The organism is Rhizobium sp. P2_G2 (assembly GCF_056403555.1).
Map to the genome: position 1 here is coordinate 139,639 of NZ_JBFUFF010000008.1, position 19,198 is coordinate 158,836.

Annotated in this window: 20 protein-coding genes; 13 read left to right on the forward strand and 7 right to left on the reverse strand. The window is 61.8% G+C overall.

What is annotated here, in order from left to right:
* The first annotated feature begins 172 nt into the window (after positions 1-172).
* A complete protein-coding gene (locus tag AC1D06_RS09785) occupies positions 173-1,294 on the forward strand; it encodes a mandelate racemase/muconate lactonizing enzyme family protein (protein WP_477986065.1) in 1,122 nt (373 codons plus the stop codon).
* 41 nt (positions 1,295-1,335) lie between these two features.
* On the opposite strand, the gene AC1D06_RS09790 is transcribed toward AC1D06_RS09785, so the two are convergent.
* The 6 genes from AC1D06_RS09790 to AC1D06_RS09815 form a co-directional block, all read right to left on the reverse strand.
* Positions 1,336-2,835, reverse strand: coding sequence for an ATP-binding cassette domain-containing protein (locus AC1D06_RS09790; RefSeq protein ID WP_477882711.1), 1,500 nt, complete (start codon positions 2,833-2,835; stop codon positions 1,336-1,338).
* Positions 2,832-3,887 (reverse strand): ABC transporter permease, encoded by a 1,056-nt coding sequence (locus AC1D06_RS09795; protein WP_477882710.1) that lies wholly within the window; start codon positions 3,885-3,887, stop codon positions 2,832-2,834. Before AC1D06_RS09795 ends, AC1D06_RS09790 begins: the two co-directional genes overlap by 4 nt.
* A gap of 86 nt (positions 3,888-3,973) precedes the next feature.
* Entirely contained in the window at positions 3,974-5,083 is a 1,110-nt protein-coding gene (locus tag AC1D06_RS09800; protein WP_477882709.1) for a sugar ABC transporter substrate-binding protein, read from the reverse strand.
* 132 nt (positions 5,084-5,215) lie between these two features.
* Entirely contained in the window at positions 5,216-6,355 is a 1,140-nt protein-coding gene (locus tag AC1D06_RS09805; protein WP_477986066.1) for a mandelate racemase/muconate lactonizing enzyme family protein, read from the reverse strand.
* 13 nt (positions 6,356-6,368) lie between these two features.
* Entirely contained in the window at positions 6,369-7,247 is an 879-nt protein-coding gene (locus tag AC1D06_RS09810) for an SMP-30/gluconolactonase/LRE family protein (RefSeq protein WP_477882707.1), read from the reverse strand.
* A gap of 12 nt (positions 7,248-7,259) precedes the next feature.
* Complete coding sequence (locus AC1D06_RS09815) at positions 7,260-8,009, reverse strand: SDR family NAD(P)-dependent oxidoreductase (protein WP_477882706.1); 750 nt, start codon at positions 8,007-8,009, stop codon at positions 7,260-7,262.
* Between the two features lie 440 nt (positions 8,010-8,449).
* Here AC1D06_RS09815 and AC1D06_RS09820 point away from each other — a divergent pair, with 440 nt between their 5' ends.
* The 9 genes from AC1D06_RS09820 (at position 8,450) to AC1D06_RS09860 (ending at position 15,189) form a co-directional block, all read left to right on the forward strand.
* Positions 8,450-9,532: a tartrate dehydrogenase gene (locus AC1D06_RS09820; RefSeq protein WP_477882704.1), complete on the forward strand. Its 1,083-nt coding sequence runs from the start codon at positions 8,450-8,452 to the stop codon at positions 9,530-9,532.
* Positions 9,525-10,394, forward strand: a complete 870-nt coding sequence (locus AC1D06_RS09825; RefSeq protein WP_477986067.1) for an amidohydrolase family protein — start codon at positions 9,525-9,527, stop codon at positions 10,392-10,394. The genes AC1D06_RS09820 and AC1D06_RS09825 overlap by 8 nt, the downstream gene beginning before the upstream one ends.
* A 3-nt stretch (positions 10,395-10,397) precedes the next feature.
* Positions 10,398-10,886, forward strand: a complete 489-nt coding sequence (locus tag AC1D06_RS09830) for a VOC family protein (protein ID WP_477882702.1) — start codon at positions 10,398-10,400, stop codon at positions 10,884-10,886.
* On the forward strand, positions 10,883-11,215 hold the full coding sequence (locus AC1D06_RS09835) for an EthD domain-containing protein (RefSeq protein WP_477882701.1): 333 nt from the start codon (positions 10,883-10,885) through the stop codon (positions 11,213-11,215). Before AC1D06_RS09830 ends, AC1D06_RS09835 begins: the two co-directional genes overlap by 4 nt.
* A gap of 10 nt (positions 11,216-11,225) precedes the next feature.
* Entirely contained in the window at positions 11,226-11,993 is a 768-nt protein-coding gene (locus AC1D06_RS09840; protein WP_477986068.1) for an SDR family NAD(P)-dependent oxidoreductase, read from the forward strand.
* A gap of 22 nt (positions 11,994-12,015) precedes the next feature.
* Complete coding sequence (locus AC1D06_RS09845) at positions 12,016-12,804, forward strand: SDR family NAD(P)-dependent oxidoreductase (RefSeq protein WP_477882698.1); 789 nt, start codon at positions 12,016-12,018, stop codon at positions 12,802-12,804.
* A 63-nt stretch (positions 12,805-12,867) separates the two neighbouring features.
* Positions 12,868-13,104 (forward strand): biotin/lipoyl-containing protein, encoded by a 237-nt coding sequence (locus AC1D06_RS09850; protein ID WP_477882696.1) that lies wholly within the window; start codon positions 12,868-12,870, stop codon positions 13,102-13,104.
* A gap of 46 nt (positions 13,105-13,150) precedes the next feature.
* A complete protein-coding gene (locus AC1D06_RS09855; protein ID WP_477882695.1) occupies positions 13,151-14,158 on the forward strand; it encodes an alpha-ketoacid dehydrogenase subunit beta in 1,008 nt (335 codons plus the stop codon).
* Entirely contained in the window at positions 14,155-15,189 is a 1,035-nt protein-coding gene (locus AC1D06_RS09860) for a thiamine pyrophosphate-dependent dehydrogenase E1 component subunit alpha (protein WP_477986069.1), read from the forward strand. Before AC1D06_RS09855 ends, AC1D06_RS09860 begins: the two co-directional genes overlap by 4 nt.
* 73 nt (positions 15,190-15,262) lie before the next feature.
* On the opposite strand, the gene AC1D06_RS09865 is transcribed toward AC1D06_RS09860, so the two are convergent.
* Positions 15,263-17,647 (reverse strand): transketolase-like TK C-terminal-containing protein, encoded by a 2,385-nt coding sequence (locus tag AC1D06_RS09865; protein ID WP_477986070.1) that lies wholly within the window; start codon positions 17,645-17,647, stop codon positions 15,263-15,265.
* 124 nt (positions 17,648-17,771) lie between these two features.
* Here AC1D06_RS09865 and AC1D06_RS09870 point away from each other — a divergent pair, with 124 nt between their 5' ends.
* The 3 genes from AC1D06_RS09870 to AC1D06_RS09880 all read left to right on the forward strand — a co-directional run bounded on the left by AC1D06_RS09870 (position 17,772) and on the right by AC1D06_RS09880 (position 19,051).
* A complete protein-coding gene (locus AC1D06_RS09870; RefSeq protein ID WP_477882691.1) occupies positions 17,772-18,248 on the forward strand; it encodes an Lrp/AsnC family transcriptional regulator in 477 nt (158 codons plus the stop codon).
* A 359-nt stretch (positions 18,249-18,607) separates the two neighbouring features.
* Entirely contained in the window at positions 18,608-18,751 is a 144-nt protein-coding gene (locus AC1D06_RS09875; protein WP_477882689.1) for a hypothetical protein, read from the forward strand.
* A gap of 111 nt (positions 18,752-18,862) precedes the next feature.
* Positions 18,863-19,051, forward strand: coding sequence for a hypothetical protein (locus AC1D06_RS09880; protein WP_477882688.1), 189 nt, complete (start codon positions 18,863-18,865; stop codon positions 19,049-19,051).
* Positions 19,052-19,198: the final 147 nt, after the last annotated feature.

Below are 19,198 nucleotides of genomic sequence, written 5' to 3' on the forward strand. Positions count from 1 at the left end.
GCCGTGCAAACCGGATTTTCTCGGCCAACATGCCGGAAACCATTGCGAAACTCCATCCTAACGCAACTTATATCATGCCAGCAAGGGATATGCGACCGGTTATCGCTTGACCCAATGTGACGAACCACATTATTATGGAAACGTTTCATTTTTTCGCAGGAATGAGCGTCTCATGGTCGGACCCCTCACAATCGAGCGCATCGAATGCATCCCGCTCTGCATGCCGTTGCCGCGCACCTTCCGCGGCAGCTTCTATTACATGACGCATCGCTGTACGATCATCACCCGCCTCTATACGAAAGAGGGCATTGTCGGCGAAGTCTATAACGGCGACGAGTTCGAGACCCAGGCCGAAGTGATCAAGATCATTCTCGACGAAATCGCCCCGCGCCTGATCGGCAAAGACGCCTTCAACATCGAGGGCTGCTGGGAGGAAGCGCGCTGGCCGAGCTACAATATCCTGCGCGACCGCAAACTCGCCATGTGCGCCCAGGCCTGCGTCGACTCGGCCGTCTGGGACACCGTCGGCAAGGCGCTTGATGTGCCGCTCTACAAGCTCTGGGGCGGCTATCGCGACCGGCTTCCGGTGATCTGCATTGCCGGATATTATGAAGAAAACAAGACATTAGCGGATGTCGGCCGGGAGATGGAGGAGATCCGCGCGGCAGGCTATGCCGGCTGCAAGTTCAAGGTCGGCGGCCGTACGCCAAAGGAAGACGCCGAGCGCGTTCGCGCCGCCCGCAGTGCCGTCGGCGACGATTTCGTCCTGTGCGTCGACGCCAACCAGGGCTGGACTTTGCGGGACGCGGTGGCGTTTTCACGCCATGCCCGGGACCTCAACATCCGCTGGTTCGAGGAGCCGGTGCGTTGGTACAACGACCGCCTCGACCTTGCCGCCGCGCGCAATCAGACGGGCATTCCAATCACCGCAGGGCAGAGCGAGATCAGCCGCGCCGGCTGCCGTGACCTGATGATGTCGGGCGCTATCGACGTCTGCAACTACGACGCCAGCTGGGGCGGCGGCCCGACGGAGTGGCGACGGGTGGCTGCTTTGGCGCAAGCGTTTACCTGCCAAATGGGTCATCACGAGGAGCCGCAAATCTCCGCGCACCTGCTGTCGGGCATTCCGAATGGGACATATTTGGAAACGTTTCATCCGGATCGGGACCCGATGTTCTATGCGCTGGTGGCGAACCGCTCGAAGTTTGACAACGGCTATTACGACGTGCCGCAGGGCGCCGGATTCGGGCTTGTGCTCGATGAAGGGACGATCAAGAAATATAAGGTGAATTGAGCACGGACTGCTCGGGCATTGCTGAAAAGCGGCGCCTGAGATTATCCCGCTTTCAATAGCCTCTCCCGACTTTCCTGCTCCAACCGGGTAATATCCGTCGCCAGTTGTTCCACCTGATCGTAGCTCGCCACCGTCAATGCTTGCGAAAGGCGACCGTCGGCGACGACATGCACGCGGTCGGCGGCTTCATAGACCTCCAATATCTCGGTGCAGAAGATCACCACCACATGGCCGGCATCGGCATAGTCGCGCAGGAGCCGGTAGATCTCGGCCTTGCTATGGATGTCGACGCCGCGCGTCGGCTCTTCGAGCAGCAGCAATTTCGGGCTGCAATGCAGTGCCTGGGCAATCGCCACTTTCTGCTGGTTGCCGCCCGACAGCGAGCGAATGCCTTGTGTCGTCGTCCGCGCCTTCACCAGGAAGCGCTTGACGGCATCTTCTGCCATCTCCTTCATCCGCCGGGTCTTCAACATCAGTCCGACACCGGCGATCTCGGGCTTGCCGAGCCGGACGAGCAGGTTCTCGCCGACGGAATAGTTGCTGTAAAGGCTGAGCTGCCGGGTCGCCGGAACATAGGCGGTCATCGTGTCGACCGCCCGCTCACCGGTTTCGCCGCCGATGCTGATCGTGCCCGTGCAGCGCTCCAGCCCGGCGAAGGAGCGGATCAGTTCGCGCGAACCGGAACCTTCCACGCCGACCAGGGCGATAATTTCGCCGGCCTTGCCGTCGAGCGTGATATCGCGAAAAGCTTTGCGATGCGTCCAGTGGCGGACGGAGAAGGTCGGCTGGGCAGACGCAGAGGCCATGGCTTTCGGCACGGCTGAGCCATGCACGGCGCCGCTATCGACCACCATCTGGCGGGCGATGCCATCCTCGGTCAGAGCCCCGGCTTCGAGGATCGTGCGCACCCGTCCGTCGCGGACGATGGCGACGCGCTTGCAATGCGCCACCAGGTCTTCGAGCCGATGCGTGACCAGCAGGACGATATGGCCGCTCGCCGCCAGTTGACGCATTTCTCGGAACAGTTCGTTCGATTCATCGGCGGTCAGCGCCGAATTCGGCTCGTCGAACAGAAAGACTTTTGAGGAGCGGGCGACGGCCCGGGCGATTTCGGTACGCTGCTGCGTGGCCAGCGAGCATTCCGACAGCTGCCGGTTCCGGAGATGGCCGATACCGAGCGCGTTCATCACGGCGGCATCGGCATCGCTTAGTTTCGGCCTGGCACCGCTGGTGCCCTCGCACCCGACCAGCATGTTTTCCGCAACGGTCAGATTGGGGAAAAGCTGCGGCTCCTGATGCACCACGGCCACTGCCTGCCAATCCGATGTCGGCGACCAGGGCTGGCCGTCGAAGGTCAGCTCGCCGCTGTCGGGCCTTTCTTCGCCGGCGATCATGCGGATCAGCGTGCTTTTACCCGCGCCGTTAGGGCCGGCAATACCGAGCACCTCGCCGGGGAGGATGTCGAGATCGACACCATTCAGCGCGATCGTGCTGCCATAGCGCTTGCTGACGCCACGAATGCCGATGCCCTGACCGCTCATGACGCCCTGCTCTTCCGCAGTTTGGTGAGGAAGAGATCGAGCGCCACGGCGCCGATGGTGACCGCGCCGAGGAAGAGTTGTTGCACATGCGGTCCGGGCGACAGCAGCGCCAGGCCGATCTGCAGCTCGGCCAACAGCAGGGCGCCGCCCAACGTGCCGACAATCGTGCCCTTGCCTCCCGACAGGCTGGCGCCGCCAATGATCACCGCCGCGAAGACCGGGAAGGTCTGCGACAGGCCGATATCCGGCTGGCTGGTCTGGATGAAGGAAAAGTCGAGAATGCCGGCCATCGCCGCAAGCACCGAGCAGAGAATGAAGGCGAGAATCTTGTATTTCCGCACCGGCAGCCGCGCCAACCGGCCGGCTTCCGGATTGCCGCCGATCGCCATCAGACGGAAGCCGAACAGCGAGCGATGCAGCAGCAAACCGACGACCACGGCAATGCCGAGCATCCAGAAGATTTCGACAGAGAGACTGTATTTACCGATATTCTGCGTGAGGCCGATGAAGAAGTTGAGCTCGCCCGGATTCACGGTGACATCCGGCGGCGGGTAGTTCGGATTGAAGGTCTGCGTGTTGGTGACCCAGAGCGACAGGCCATAGAGCAGGTTATAGCTGCCGAGCGTGACGATGAAGGATGGGATCTTCATGCTGGTCACCAGCAATCCGTTGAAGATGCCGACGGCGATGGCGACGATGATGACGATCGGGATCGCGAGATAGACCGACACGCCCCACACGATCCAGACAACGGCCAGCGTATTGGCCGCCAGGCCATACATGGCGCCGAAGGAAAGGTCGATTTCGCCGACCACGATCACCAGCGTCAGGCCGATGGCCATGATCGCCACGGAACTCATCGCGCGCAGGACGGAAACGGCCAGATTGGGATTGGCGAAATTGGGGTTGATGATGATAAAGACCAGCGCCACGGCGATGACCGCAAGAAACAGGCCGCCGATACGCAGTGCCGCGTCGACCGTGGCCTTGGCGGCGGAAAATCCCCGTTTCGTCTCGGCCGGCTCCGTGATCTGACCTGGATTCATATTCATCTCAACTCCCCGTCTTGCTCACGGCGTTTGGCTGGCCGGAATCGATCGAGCCGCTTGCAGCGGCTCGACTGGTTGTCTGCAAGAAATCACTTCTGCGACATGGTCTTGTCGAGCTCGGCGCGCGCTTGGGCGACATCCGGTTTCATCACCGCCTTGAGCGTTTGCGTGTTGGGCAAGATCACGCCATTCTTGAGGAACTGGGCACAGGCGGGTGCGCCGAAGGCTGCCTGGTCGGGCCAGCGCTGGTCGAGCTGCGCCACCTGAATGCCCTTCTCGATCGCATCGAGCTGACCCTTGGAGGAGTTCCAGCCGATGGTGAACACCTTGCCGGCCATGCCCAAGCTTTCGATGGCGCGGTCGGCATGTTCGGCGCCGATATCGACATTCTCGATGAACTGCACATCCGGATTGGCTGTCAGGAACGAACGGAAGACGTCAAAAGTCTTGCCCGGCTCATAGCTGGTGTTCAGGCCGTTGGCGGCCGTGGTGACGAATTTGGCGTCCGGAATGGCGGCCTTGATGCCTTCCTCGAAACCCTTCATCCGGCCCTGCGCCCAGAATTGCGTCGGGTCGCCGCCGGACACCGCAAAGACCTTGATGTCGGTCTTGTTGTTGTCCTTGATCCATTTCAACACCGCTTCGGCGGCGGTATGGCCTTCCTTGTCCGGGATCTGGGTGAAATTGGTGAATTCGTGGCCGCGTGAGGTGACGCCAGCCGTGAAGACCGGAATGCCCTGATCCATCAGCTTGTTGGTGATCGCCGTCATCGCGTCCGAGCTGACCGGCTCGATGCCGATGCAGTCGACTTCGCCGGCAGCAAGCTTGGCTTCGATCTGGCTGACCTGCTGGTTCGGGTCGTTTTGCACAGGTGCGATCGCGGCGCAATCCATCGGATAGATGGCATTGCCCATCTTGCAGCCCATGTCGAAGCCCGCCTTGTATTGCGGCGAGAACAGCGGAATACCGGAGGCCTGGTAGGAGAAGACGTAATTGATCTTCTCGCCCTTCTTGATCTTGTCGGCGATGCGGTCGGCAAGCTTGAACGTGCCCCAATCGCGTTTGACCTGAAGCGGCGCACCATCGACCTTGTCGCCCGAAGTGGGGATCTGGCTTTCATCCGCCAATGCCAGGCCGGCGGCGGAAATGGTGGCGCAGCTGACGGCTGCCAGAAGCATGTGACGGTAAGTTTTACGCATGTGTTCCTCCCAGAACAGTTGAATTTCCAGACTTCCCAGGAAGGACCAGCTCCTCCAGCCACCTTCCTGCACCCTGTCCGTTCATGCAGTCCGCCGTCGTTTGGGCAGCGATTGCTCCCCGCGAGATGCATGTCAGACCAATCCCAGCACCTTTTCGCTGCGATAGCTGTTAACGACGTCCTCGTTCACCTCGATGCCCAACCCCGGCCCGGTCGGCGGATACATCCAACCGTCCTTGTGCTCGAAAGGTTTTGGCACGAGATCATGCTGCATCGGGTTCCTCAGCGGCTTCAGCTCGAACAGCTTGCAGGCTGGCGAATTGAAGGAAATCGCCAGACTTGCCGCCGTGACGATCGCCGACGACCAGGCATGCGCATTGGCCTGCCGGCGATAGGACTCGCAGCGCTCCGTCACTTTCTTGAAGCCGGTAATGCCTTCGGCGCGGCCGGGATCGACGCCGATCACGTCGACCGTGCCAGTCGCCAGCACCCGCTCGAACTGTTCGAGCGTCCATTCGCGCTCGCCATAGGCAATGCGGGTGGTGGTCTTGGAACGGAGATTGGCATAGCCTTCCGGGTCCCAGGCGCCGAGCGGCTCTTCGATCCAGGCGAGGTTATACTCCTCCATCGCCTTGGCGCGGCGCACGGCGTCGGTGACGTCCCATTTGATGGCGATGCCATTGTCGATCATCAGCATCTTGTCGCCGAGCACTTCGCGCATCGCCTTCACATAGGCAACGTCGCGATTGTGGTCATAGCCGAGGCGGGCATTGCCGCGCTTGCCGAAGCCGGTTTTCAGGCCCTGCAGGCCGGTCGAGACCCATTCGCGGGTTTCCTCTGCCATTTCGGCAATATCCTCATAGTGCGCATGGCAGGAGGCGATGGCCGGCAGGCGCTCGTGGACCGGTCCGCCGAGCAGATCGAGAACGCTCGTGTTCAGCGCCTTGCCCTTCAAATCCCAAAGCGCGATATCGATCGCCGCGGTCGCATAGGAGGCGATGCCGCCATGATAGCCGTACCACCAGGCCTGCTGCTTGTTTTGCCGCCAGAGCGCCTCGGTCTGCACCGGGTCCTTGCCGATCAGATTGGGCGCCATGCCTTCGATGATCGCCTTGGCAGCGAAATTTGCCTCCGGAAACTGGGTGATCGATTCCCCCCAACCCACCTGGCCGTCATCGGCGGTGATCTTGGCGAGGCAGAGATGCCGGAGCGCATTAAAATCGTTCGGTTCGGGATAACTGACCGGGATGGCTTCGACTTTGGCGATTTTCATGCTGATGCTTTCCTTATCCGATCGCGCCGCGATAGAGCGGCATGCCTTCGACGCCGAGATCGACCTCGATCAGGTATCCTGTCATGGCCGACCCAGTCGTGTCGAACGGACCCATGTCGCAGCAGAACAGCTTGCCGCCCCTGCCGAACACGCAGTTAAGGATCGTGCCTCCCGTCTCGAGGAAGTCGACATGCCTGCCGTCTTTGGTGAAATGATCGACGCCTCCCGCCGCAACCGCCGTGATCCAGAGGTCGCCGTTGATGTCGATCTTCAGGCCGTCGGGAATATGGCCTTCCGGCATCTTGCAGAGCAGCGACTTGCTGCCATCCGGCTTACGGCGGATGACATTAAGCGTGTAGGACTCGACCCAGATGAGCGAGCCGTCCGGCTCGGCGACGATGCCGTTCGGATAGACATAGTCCAGCTCTTCGAGAATGTGGGCGGAACCGTCCTTGTCGATCACGCAGATGCGGCCGGGATGCGGTTTCTCGGCCTGGTTCCAATCGCCGGAATCGGTGAAATAGAGCCGGCCATCCGGGCCGAAGGTCAGGTCGTTCGGACCGTCGAATTTAAAACCATCGGCCTCGGTGACCAGGATTTCCACCTTGCCGCTGGCAAACGTCTTCTGGATCGACGGTGGGCGGTGTTCGGGCGCAACCCACTGGCCGACATTGGGCGTCTGGGTGGAATAGACCGCGCCGTCGCTGCCGAGCATGCAGGCATTCGGGCCGCCGCCGACAAAGGCGAACTGGCCCTGTTTACCGCTCTTCGGGTCCCAATAGCCGATTTCGCTGGCATAGGTATTGGCATAGATCACCCGGCCATCGTCGAGCTCATAGGGACCTTCGGGATGGCCGAGGCCGGTGGCGCGGATCACTTGCGGTCGTTTCATCGTCTCCCCTCTCTACCAGGTCACCAAGCCGCCGGTGAGATTCACCGCCTGGCCGGTCATGTAGCCTGCCTCGTCCGACAGCAGGAACCAGATGGCACCCGCGCATTCCTCCGGACGCGCCGGCCGGCCGAGCGGCACGGTCTTGTTGCGCGCCTCGTTCATCGCCGAGAGTTCCATCCCCCGTAGCTTGGACATGCCGGCGAGCACTGTATCCTGCATCGGCGTGTCGACGATGCCCGGGCAAATGGCGTTGACGCGTACCGGGCGCGAGGCCAGCGCATAAGCGAAGGAGCGCGTGATCGACAGGATCGTTGTCTTCGACGCAGCATAAGCCGCCACCTCGGTCGTGGCGGCAAGCTTGGCCGAGCTGGACGACAGGTTGACGATTGCCCCGCCGGGCCGGAGTTTTGGGCCAATCTGCTGGCAGAGGAAGAAGACGGATTCGGCATTGACCGTGTGAATCCGCCGCCAGTCGTCGAGCGTGATGTCGAAGATCGACTTCACCACCAGCACACCATGCGAATTGACCAGATAATCGGCGCCATCCGCCGCTTCGGCAAGCTTTGCACGCGCCGCCGGATCAGCGAGATCGGCGGGGAGCCCTTCATAATTGTCGTTGGCGACGCCTTTGAGCTTCTCGGCATCGATATCGACGCCAAGCACCTGCACACCTTCGGCCAGCAGGCGCAGCGCCACTGCCCGTCCGATGCCGCTGCCGGCCCCGGTCACAATTGCGCGGCGCTTGCGCTCTCCTGCAGTCATTGCGTCTCAAACCTCCCCGGCCGGCCATGCTTGGCCCCTGCGACCGCCTCTTGCGGCGACATGGAGATATTCCTCCCGAACAGCCTCAGCCGTCCGCGGGAATGCATATTGAAACGTTATCAGAAGAATGCAAGAACTTTTTTGTGGCCAGTACGGCACATGGATGAGCCGCATCAAATGGCCAATCCGCGCCTTGACGGCAATTCCGAGACGACGAAAACGCCCACGGCGATTTTCATACATTCCATTTATTCAAGTAATTTCAATATATTGATTTGATTCCTCTAGCGTTCAGATGCCGATATGTTCGCTCACGGCGTCAGGCGAACGCACTGCTCCGTCAAACTTCACGCCCGAAGGCCTTGCATTGCATCTGACCGCGACTATAATTGAAACGATACCATCCGTACTCACCCATTCCCGCCTGGAGTTCGAGAAACATGCCCTCAGCCAAGATCGCCGTGATCCAGGGAGATGGGATCGGCAAGGAAGTCGTCCCGCAGGGCATAAAGGTGGTCAGCGAAGCCGCGCGCCTGTTCGGTGTCGACATTGCCTGGGAGGATTTCGACTGGGGCTGCGATCATCACGCCCGCACCGGCCGGATGATGCCGGCCAACGGGCTCGACCGGATTGCCAATCATGACGCGATCTTCCTCGGCGCCATCGGCTGGCCGACGGTCTCCGACGTCGAGTCGCTCTGGACGCTGCTGATGCCGATCCGACGCAATTTCCAGCAATATGTGAACTTGAGGCCCGTGCGGCTGTTCGACGGCGTGCCATCGCCGCTCGCCAATCCCGGACTGATCGACTTCTACATCGTCCGCGAAAACAATGAGGGGGAATATTCGGAGATCGGCGGCCGCATGTTCCCCGGCATGGACCAGGAAATGGTCACCCAGCAGACCATCTTCACGCGCTTCGGCTGCGACCGGGTGATGCGCTTTGCCTTCGACCTCGCCCGCAAGCGCAAGAAGAAGCTGACCTCGGCGACCAAGTCCAACGGCATCATCCACACCATGCCGTTCTGGGACGAGCGCTTCCGGGCGATCGCCAAGGAATTCCCGGATGTCGCGACCGAGCAATATCATATCGATATCCTGACCGCCCATTTCGTCCGCCGCCCCTCCACCTTCGATGTCGTCGTAGCCGGCAACCTGTTCGGCGATATTCTCTCCGATCTCGGCCCGGCGGTGACCGGCACGATCGGCATTGCACCGTCCGGCAATCTCAATCCGGAGCGGCGCTTTCCCTCGATGTTCGAGCCCGTGCATGGTTCGGCGCCCGACATTGCCGGCCAGAACATCGCCAATCCGATCGGACAGATCTGGTCTGGCGCGATGATGCTCGAACATCTCGGCGCGAAAGAAGCAGCAGATGCCATCGTCGACGCTATTGCCCGCGTGCTTGCTTCCGGCGAAAATCTGACGCGCGATATGGGCGGCACAGCCTCGACCGAAGCTCTCGGCCAGGCGGTCGCCGATGCGCTTTCGATTCATCCCCTGGAGGCCCGCCGCCATGGCTGAACTGGCATTCGTCGACACCCATTTCCATCTGCATGACATGAAGCATCCGAAGCTGCGCTACGGCTGGCTGGAACCGGATGCCACTCACGGCTTTCTGGCGGATACCGACCCGCTGAAATCCCAGCATTATCTGATCAAGGACTATCTGGCTGAAATCCGCTTCGCCAATGTGATCAAAGCCGTGCATGTGCAGGCTGCCGTCAACACGCCCGACCCGGTCGACGAAACCGAATGGCTGCAGGCCTTTGCCCAAGAAACCGGCTTTCCGCAGGGCATTATCGCCGAATGCCATCTGGCGCGGCCGGACGCAGCGCAGGTGCTGGACCGTCATCTCAAATATCCGAATGTGCGCGGCATCCGCAATTTCGGAGAGGGCCACTACCTGGTCGACGCGGCCTGGCGAAAGGGTTTTGCCGAGCTCGGCCCGCGCAACCTCGTCTCCTGCATCGATACGCGCGTCGAGCTGGCCGACGATATTCTCGACCTTGCCCGCACCTTCCCGGAGACGCAGATCTGCGTCGACCATTGCGCCATCCCGATGAAGCGCGATCCTGAAAGCTTTCGCCAATGGCGGGCTGCGATGGACGTCATGGCGGCAGCGCCGAATGTCTGGATGAAGGTTTCGGGCCTCGGCATGTGCGACCCGCTCTGGACCGTCGATTCGATCCGGCCCTATGTGCTCGGCAGTATCGAGGCCTTCGGTCCGGACCGCGTCGTCTTTGCCACCAATTGGCCGGTCGACCGGATGTTCAGTTCCTATCCCGATGTCATCAATGCCTATGCCGAGATCATCTCCATATTGCCGCGCGATCAGCAGGTGGCGCTGTTCTCCGGCAATGCCGAAAAGCTATTCAGGATCTGAGCGATGAGCGCGCAAACAGACATTGTTGGGCACGCCGCGACAGCCAATGCCATCCATCATGTCGGCATGAGCGTCGCCAGCATCGATGATGCCCTGGCTTTCTGGGAACCATTCCTTGGCGTGCCGGCCCGCTGGCAGACCGTGCTCGACGGGCCTTATCTGGGAAAACATGTCGGCTATCCCGGTATCAGCATCAAGGCTGCCTTCGTAGACCTGCCCGGCGGCAATACACTGGAACTGCTCGACTACCAGACCGAAAAGCAGAAGCAGCCCGATGCGACGGCCAATCCCGGCAATGTGCATCTTTGCCTCAAGGTCGAGAACGCCGACGTCGCCTGGAAACATGCTGTTGCCTGCGGCGCGCGGCCGATCGTGCCGGAAGGTCCGGTCGATATCGATGGCGGTCCGAATATCGGCGCGAAAGTCGCCTATCTGCGCATTCATGACGGGATTACGCTGGAATTCTTTCAGCCGCGGAGGGCCGCTGGATGATCAAGCGCATCAGTTTCATCCGCCGCAAGCCCGGCATGACTGAGGAAGAGTTTTTCGCGCATTGGACGGGGCCGCATGCCGATATCGTCAGGCAGATGCCGGGCGTGCGCGGCCTGCGCTTCGACCGGGTGCAAAGCTGGAACCCTCAAGAGGCGGCCTGGGACGGTGTCGGCGAGGTCTGGTTCGACAGCGTCGAGGATGCGGCGAAGGCCTTCGCCACCGAACCCTATGCCAGCCAATTGGTCGAGGATCGCAAGAAATTCATGGGCGAGGCGCAATCCTGCTTCGTTACCGAGCATACGGTTGTCACGCCGCCGGACGGGCGTTGAGGAGAAGAAGATGGCGTTCAATCTCGGCTCCGGGCTGGAAGGCAAGAAGGTGATTGTCACCGGGGGCACGGGCGGCATTGGCCGCGAAATCTGCCTGGCGTTCGGCGTGGCGGGCTCTGATGTTGCCGTGGTCGATCTCGACCAAGCCAAGGCGGATGCCGTTGTCGCCGAGATGGAAGGCGAGGGCCATATTGCGATCGGCCATGACCTGCGGCCGGTCTCCGACCAGAACACGGCGCTCGATAAGGTTCTGGCCGCCTTCGGCCGTATCGACGTGCTGGTACAGACGGCCGCCGTTCTCGTCCGCCGCCACAGCCTGTTCGAAGTCACCGAGGCCGATTGGGATTTCCAGCACGACATCAACCTCAAGGCCGCGTTCTTCCTGGCGCAGGCGGTGGCGAAGATCATGCGGGATCAGGGCCAGGGCGGCCGGATCATCAATTTCACCTCGCAGGGCTGGATGAGCGGCGGTTTCGGCGGCTCGGTCGCCTATGCGGCGACGAAGGGCGGGATCGTATCCATGACCCGCGGCCTCGCCCGTTCGCTGGCGAAGGACAGGATCACTGTCAATGCCATCTCGCCCGGAGCGGCCGACACCGCGATGATGCGCAGCGGCATGGATGATGCCGCACTCGCCGCGACCGTCGCCCAGATCCCGCTCGGCTATATGGCGCCACCATCGGATCTCGCCGGCTCGGTGCTGTTCCTGGCCTCGGATCATGCGAGCTACATCACCGGCGCCACCATCAATGTCAGTGGCGGTTGGCTCATGTACTAGCGGCAAAGTGGGGAGGAGGATCATGACACAATCGTTTTCGGGCAAGGTCGTCGCGATCACCGGCGCTGCGCGTGGCATCGGCGACGCCATCGCCGGCCGCTTCCTCGAAGAGGGTGCCAAGGTGTTTTCCCTCGACCTTGGCGATCCGGACGAGACGCGGGATAGCGTCACCTACCTAAAAGCAAATGTCGCCAAGCCCGAAAGCGTCGCCGATGCCTTCAGCAAGATCGACCGCGAGGCCGGACAGATCGATGTGCTGGTCAACAATGCCGGCGTGCAGCGCGTCGCCTTGGCGGAGAACATGACGCCGGAGGACTGGCATCTGGTGATCGACACGCATCTCACCGGCATGCATCTCTGCTGCGCCCAGGCGATCCGCCGGATGCGGGCGCGCGGCAAGGGCGGCGCGATCGTCAGCATTGCTTCGGCCGCCGGCATCATCGCCATCCAGGGCCGCGGCCCTTATAGCGCGGCCAAAGCAGGGATCGAGAGCCTGACCCGCGTTTACGCCACCGAAACCGCGACCGCCAATATCCGCGTCAATGCCGTCGCCCCGGGCTCGACCCGCACCAAGCTGATCGAACAGGGAATCAGGGACGGGTCGATCCGCAGCGAATGGCAGGTCGAGCGCATTCCCATGGGTCGGCTCGCCGAACCCTGGGAGATCGCCGATCCGGTCGTTTACCTCGCGAGCGACCGGGCGAGTTACATCACCGGGCAGACGCTGGTCGTCGACGGCGGCTGGACGGTGCAGGGCATGGTTCATATCGCCGACTGGCTGATGCCGTCGCCGAATCCACCTGCTGGATGACAGGGCGAGACGCTTCGTCAGAACGAGTCATGGTTTGAGATAAGATCAATACGGAGTGACAGGATGCGTTCAACACTCAAGATGCCGAAGGTCGGCGATGCCGTCGACGAGGTGGTGATCAGCGAAATCCAGGTCCAGATCGGCGCCAAGGTGGCCGAAGGCCAGACACTGTTCGTCGTCGAGACCGACAAGACCACGGTGGAAGTGCCCGCACCCTTCGCCGGCACCGTGGCCGAAATCCTGATCGCCGCCGGTGATGACGTGAAGACTGGGGCGCCGACCATCGTGCTCGAAGCATGAATTTGGCCGCCCAGGCGGCAGACGTTTCTGGGAATGAGGAGGAGACATGGCCAAGATCTGGGTAAGACAGGCAGTGCTGAGGGCACTGGATGACGCGATGAAGGATGATCCGACCGTCATCATGATGGGCGAGGACGTCGCCGCCGCCGGCGGGCCGTTCAAGGTCACCGAAGGCCTGCTCGCCGAGCATGGCCCGCAGCGCGTCATCGACACGCCGATCTCGGAAATGGGTTTCATGGGTGCGGCTGTCGGCGCCGCCGTCTGCGGGTTGAAGCCGATCGTCGAGATGATGTTTGTCGAATTCATCGGTGTCGCGCTCGACCAGCTGACCACGCAGGCCGCCACGATGCGCTATCTGTCGCGCGGCCGGCTGACGACGCCTCTGGTGGTGCGTGCTTCGGCCGGCGCCGGTCAAGGCTTTGGCTGTCAGCATTCGCAGATGCTCGACCATTGGTTCCGCGGCACGCCGGGCCTGAAACTCTGCGTCACCAGCAACGCCCGCACGACCTATGGCCTGTTGCGCTCGGCAATCGAGGATCCCGATCCTGTGGTCGTGCTGGAGCCGCGTATCCTCTATTCCGAGCGCGAGGAATTCGAGCACGATCCGAATTATCGCATTCCGCTCGGTCAGGCCGAGATCGTCAAATCCGGCACCGACGCTACGGTGATCGCCTGCGGCGCCTTGGTCCGTGCGGTGCAGCAAGCCGCCACCAATAGCCGCGCCAATATCGAGGTCATCGACCTGCTGACTCTCTGGCCCTGGGACAAGAAGACCGTGGCCGACTCCGTGGCCCGCACCGGCCGGCTGGTGACAGTGGAAGAATCACCCGCAGCATCCGGCTGGGGCGCCGATGTCGTCTCGGCCATTGCCGTCGAGCATTTCGGCAAGTTGCGTGCAGCACCCCATCGCATCACTTTGCCCGATGCACCGGTGCCCTATAGCGGGGTGCTCGAAAGCCGCTATCTGCCGAGTGCTGCCTATATCGCCGAACAGGTCGACGCGCTGGTCTCGACCAACCAACCGCCGCTGCCCTGGTGGAGGAATGCCGCATGACCGATCTTTCCAACTCCAATTCGCCGCCCGCCCGCCGCGAGGCGCTGAAAAGCCGGCTGGAACAGCTGACCCGCATGATCGAAATCCGCTCGGTCGAAGAGCGCATCCAAAAACTGTTCGGCGAGGGCCATATCCGCGGTTCGACGCATCTCGCCAGCGGCCAGGAAGCGGTGTCGGTGGGCATTGCCCGCTCGATCGATCCGGATGACATCGTTACCTGCACCTATCGCGGTCACGGCCATGCGCTGGCGCTGGGCGTCACCACCGTCGGCGTGCTGGGCGAAATCTGCGGTCGCACCGTCGGCTGTGCCGGCGGTCTTGGCGGATCGATGCACCTGGTCGAACCGGCCGTCGGCCTCTTGCCGACCGCGGCGATTATCGGCGCCGGCTTGCCGATCGCCTGCGGCGCTGCGCTGGCGGCCCGCACCCGGGGCACGGACCGGATCGCGGTGTCGATCTTCGGCGACGGCTCGGCGAATATCGGCGCCTTTCATGAGGCGCTCAACTTCGCCGCCATCCTCAAGCTGCCGGTCGTGTTCGTCTGCGAGAACAATCTCTATGGTGAATATTCGCGCATCGACCTCACCACCGCCGTCGAGGACATTGCCACCCGCGCCGCGAGCTACAGCATGCCGGGCGTCATTGTCGACGGCCAGGATGTCGATGCCGTGGCCGCAGCCATGGACACCGCCGCCGCCCGCGCCCGCCGCGGCGAAGGCCCGTCGCTCTTGGAAATGAAGACCTACCGCTATTCCGGCCACTCCCGCTCCGACCCGGCGACGTATCGCCGGCCGGGCGAACTTGACCAGTGGCTGAAGCGCGACCCGATCGACATCCTGGCAAAGAAGCTGGTCGAGGAGAGATTGCTGGCGGCAGATGGGCTTGATCCGCTTAAGGCGGACGTGCGCGACGCGGTCGAGCAAGCAACACAGGAAGTGCTTGCATCACCGCATCCGGATATGGGTGAGATCATGTCGCATGTGAGTGCCGCATCGGCCGGCGGCGATCGGAAATATGCGTTCTGGCAGTGATTACCTGTGGGATCGCCCGTACCCAGCGGGCGACCCTAACCTCGCCAATTGAGCAGACCATGCGAAACCGGTGCTATTCCAGCGCCTTCAAATGCCGTATCGGCCGCCCCCGCGCGATCCCCTCAGCCGCAGCCGCGATCGAATTCGCATCGATGCCGAAATGGCGGTAGAGGTCATCGATCGTGCCTGATTGCCCAAAATGCTCGACGCCCAGGCTGCGGGTGCGATGGCCGTAGACTGAGCCGAGCCAGCCCAATCCCGCCGGATGACCATCCGCCACGGTGACGATGGCACAATGCGGGGGCAGTGCGTCGAAAAGGCGTTCGATGTGGCTCTTTGCATGCACCAGCCCGCGCTCCCGCGCTCGGCTTGCCGCTGTCCAACCGGCATTGAGCCGGTCGGCGGAGGTGACGGCAAGCAGGCCGATGTCGCGCCGATCCTCCGCCATCATTCCGACCGCCTCGATCGCTTCCGGCGCGACCGTCCCGGTATAGGCGACGATGACCTCGCAGTTCGGTCCCGGCTCCCTCAGCCAATAGCCGCCATCGACAATCTGCTGCTCCAGTTCCGCTGTCATCGTCCGGGCGATCTGCTCGACCGGGCGGGTTGAAAGCCGGAGATAGACCGAGCCCCCGGTCTCCTCCCTGAGCCAGGTGCGCTCGGATTGCACCGCTTCGCCGTCACGCTGCATATAGTCGAAGGCAAAACGCATGATGACGGCGAGTTCGTCGACGAAAGCCGGCTCGAAAGCCGCCAATCCGTCCTGCGCCATGCCGATCAGCGGTGTCGCGATCGACTGGTGCGCACCGCCTTCAGGCGCAAGCGACACGCCGGAGGGCGTGGCGACCAGCAGGAAGCGCGCATCCTGATAGCAGGCGTAATTCAGTGCATCCAATCCACGCTCGATAAACGGATCATAGAGCGTGCCCACCGGCAGCAGCCGTCGGCTGAAGACCGAATGCGACAGGCCAAGCGCCGAAAGCAGGATGAAGAGATTGTTCTCGGCGATGCCGAGTTCGATATGCTGACCGGTCGTGCCGAATTCCCATTTCTGCGCCGAGGCGATGCGCTCGCTGCGAAAGGTATCGGCCAGCAATTGTTTTGCAAACAGGCCGCGCCGATTGACCCATGGCCCCAGATTGGTCGACACCGTCACATCCGGCGACGTGGTGACGATGGCATCGGCAAGCGGCCCGCCGAGCCGCGCCAGCTCGTCGAGAACCCGGCCGAAGCCGGCTTGCGTCGACATCGTGCCCTTGGTCTCGACCGCCAACTGCTGGGGAACAGGCACGCGTTGCGCATGATAGCGCCGCCGGCCCTTGGCGTTGAAAGGCACCGCGCCGAGGAAGCGTTGCAGCGCCGGCGCCGCGATCTCCAACCCCTCGAATTTCTCCCATTCCCGGCCAGCCGATATGCCCATCGAGGCCTGCAGCGCCGCGATCTGGTCCTTGGTCATCAGGCCGGCGTGATTGTCCTTGTGGYCGGCGAGCGGCAGGCCGAAACCCTTGATCGTATAGGCAATGAAGCATGTCGGCCGGTCGTGCGACCGCGCCGCCTCGAAGGCATCGAGCAGGGACGGCAGGTCATGGCCGCCGAGATTGGTCATCAGCGCCGCCAGTTCGTCATCCGAGCGGCGCGCGAGCAAAGCGCCAATTTCGTCGCCGAGATCGGCCGTCAGCCGCTTGCGCCAGGCTGCACCTCCCTGGAAGGTCAGCGCCGAATAAAGCTGGTTCGGGCAGGCATCGATCCATGTCCGCAGGGCCTCGCCGCCCGGCTCCGCGAAAGCCGTTCGCTGCAGCGAGCCATATTTCAGGATCACCACATCCCAGCCGAAATTGCGGAAAATGCTTTCGAATCGCTCCCAAAGCCCTTCGCGGACCACGGCATCGAGGCTCTGGCGATTGTAGTCGACAATCCACCAGCAGTTGCGCAGGCCATGCTTCCAGCCTTCGAGCAGCGCCTCGAAGATGTTGCCCTCGTCCATCTCGGCATCGCCGACCAGCGCCACCATCCGGCCTTCGATAAGATGCTCGTCGCGCGCCTTGAGATAATCCTGGACCAGCGAGGCAAACAGCGTCTGTGCCACGCCCAGCCCCACCGAGCCGGTGGAGAAATCCACGTCGTCGCTATCCTTGCTGCGTGACGGATAGCTCTGTGCGCCGCCGAAGGCGCGAAATTTCTGGAGCTTGTCCAAGCTCTGGTTACCAAGCAGATACTGGATGGCGTGGAAGACGGGCGACGCATGCGGCTTGACGGCTACCCTGTCTTCCGGTCGCAGAGCCGAGAAGTAGAGTGCCGTCATGATCGTCGCCATCGAGGCCGAAGACGCCTGGTGGCCGCCGACCTTCAGCCCGTCGACATGGTCGCGCAGATGATTGGCATTGTGGATCATCCAGGCGGCCAGCCAAAGCGCCTTCTTTTCCAACTGCGCAAGCGTCTTCAGCTCTGTCTGGTCCATGAATGCCTCCTTGACATGGACCGTCAGCGTAAGGCAGTCTCCGAGACGAAAGTAACCAAAGATATCCTTGGAAACGATATCATTTAGTGATTTTTCTGCGTAGATTCTTAGATTTTGGGGAAATATGCCAAAGCCGCAGCTGGACAATATCGACCGGCGGATCATTGCCGCCCTGCAGGCAGACGGCCGGATGACGGCGCAGGAGCTTGCCGACCGGGTCGGCCTGTCACCCTCGCCCTGCGCCCGGCGCGTCAGGCTGATGGAGGATCGCGGCGTCATCACCGGCTATACGGCGGTCATCGACCAGGACATGGTCGACCTGCCGATCTCGGTGTTCGTCTCGATCAAGCTGGAACGCCAACGGGAGGAAGAACTGGAGCGATTCAACGCGGCGATGTCGCGCTGGCCGGAAGTGGTGGATTGCTACCTGATGACCGGCCAGCGCGATTACCTGCTGCGCATCGTCGTCCGCGACCTGCACGCCTATGAGCGCTTCATCAAGGAAAAGCTGACGCGCCTTGATGGCGTCGCGTCGATCGAATCGAGCTTTGCGCTGTCGCAGATCAAGCGCTCCAACCAGTTGCCGATCGCCGAGGGATGATTGATGTGTCTGACCCGATCTGGCGCGCCGACACAGATCGCGCACCTTGGGCCATTCGATGAGCCCGCGCCGAAGCCAACGGCATTGCCGATTCCATTCTTCCGCTGTGCATGCTACACTGTTTCACATTGGAGGCGCTTATCAGCGCACCTGTCCTATAGGACCGCTTCACCCGGGATCGAACCAACGCCGGAACGAGGGGGGGTCCTCTTTGTCACTACCTCGTGCCTGCCCCGATGCTCCGGTGTCGGCAATAACCCGTCAAACAGAATGCTGACAGAGCCTGCTCTTCCCAATGTGGGACGCAGTGGCCTCTCGGCAATTCGCACAAATATCTGGGATCAGAGAAGGAAACGATCATGGCAAAAGGCCAAGTGCGCGGAAACCGTGAAGTTCGAAAGCCGAAGAAAGACAAGAGCGTCGTCAAGGCCAGCCCTGTCGAAGGCTCTCAGGTCAAGCTTGCCGGCAGCAATGCTTCGTTTGGCAAGAAAGATAAGAAGTGACCATCTGACAGCGACTTGCTCCGGAATAGCGTGTGACAGCAGTTCCGGAGCGACGTGACCGCGACGAAACCACCCGGAGCTGTTTTGATACGATGATGATACGGAATGATCATGGCCATTAAATTTGTGAAAAAGCCCGAATCCGAACAGACTGTTCCTGCCAAAAAGACGCAAGATCTATCGGCGGAAAGCCTGCTTCCTGCGGCCGCTGCGGAAAGCATGCCGGTTGAAAAGTCCGGTCGTCCGAAGGGTAAGAAAGCAACGAAGCCTGCCACGGAAAAAGACCGCGAGCTTTTCTAGAGCAGGTTCCGGAAAAGTGTCCTGAACCGCGCCGGATTTGCCGGAGACCCCAACTCGTGAGAAGTAGGGTCTATGACAAGCAAGACGACGAACAAATTTTCCCCTGAAGTCCGCGCCCGCGCCGTTCGAATGGTGTCGGAACATGAG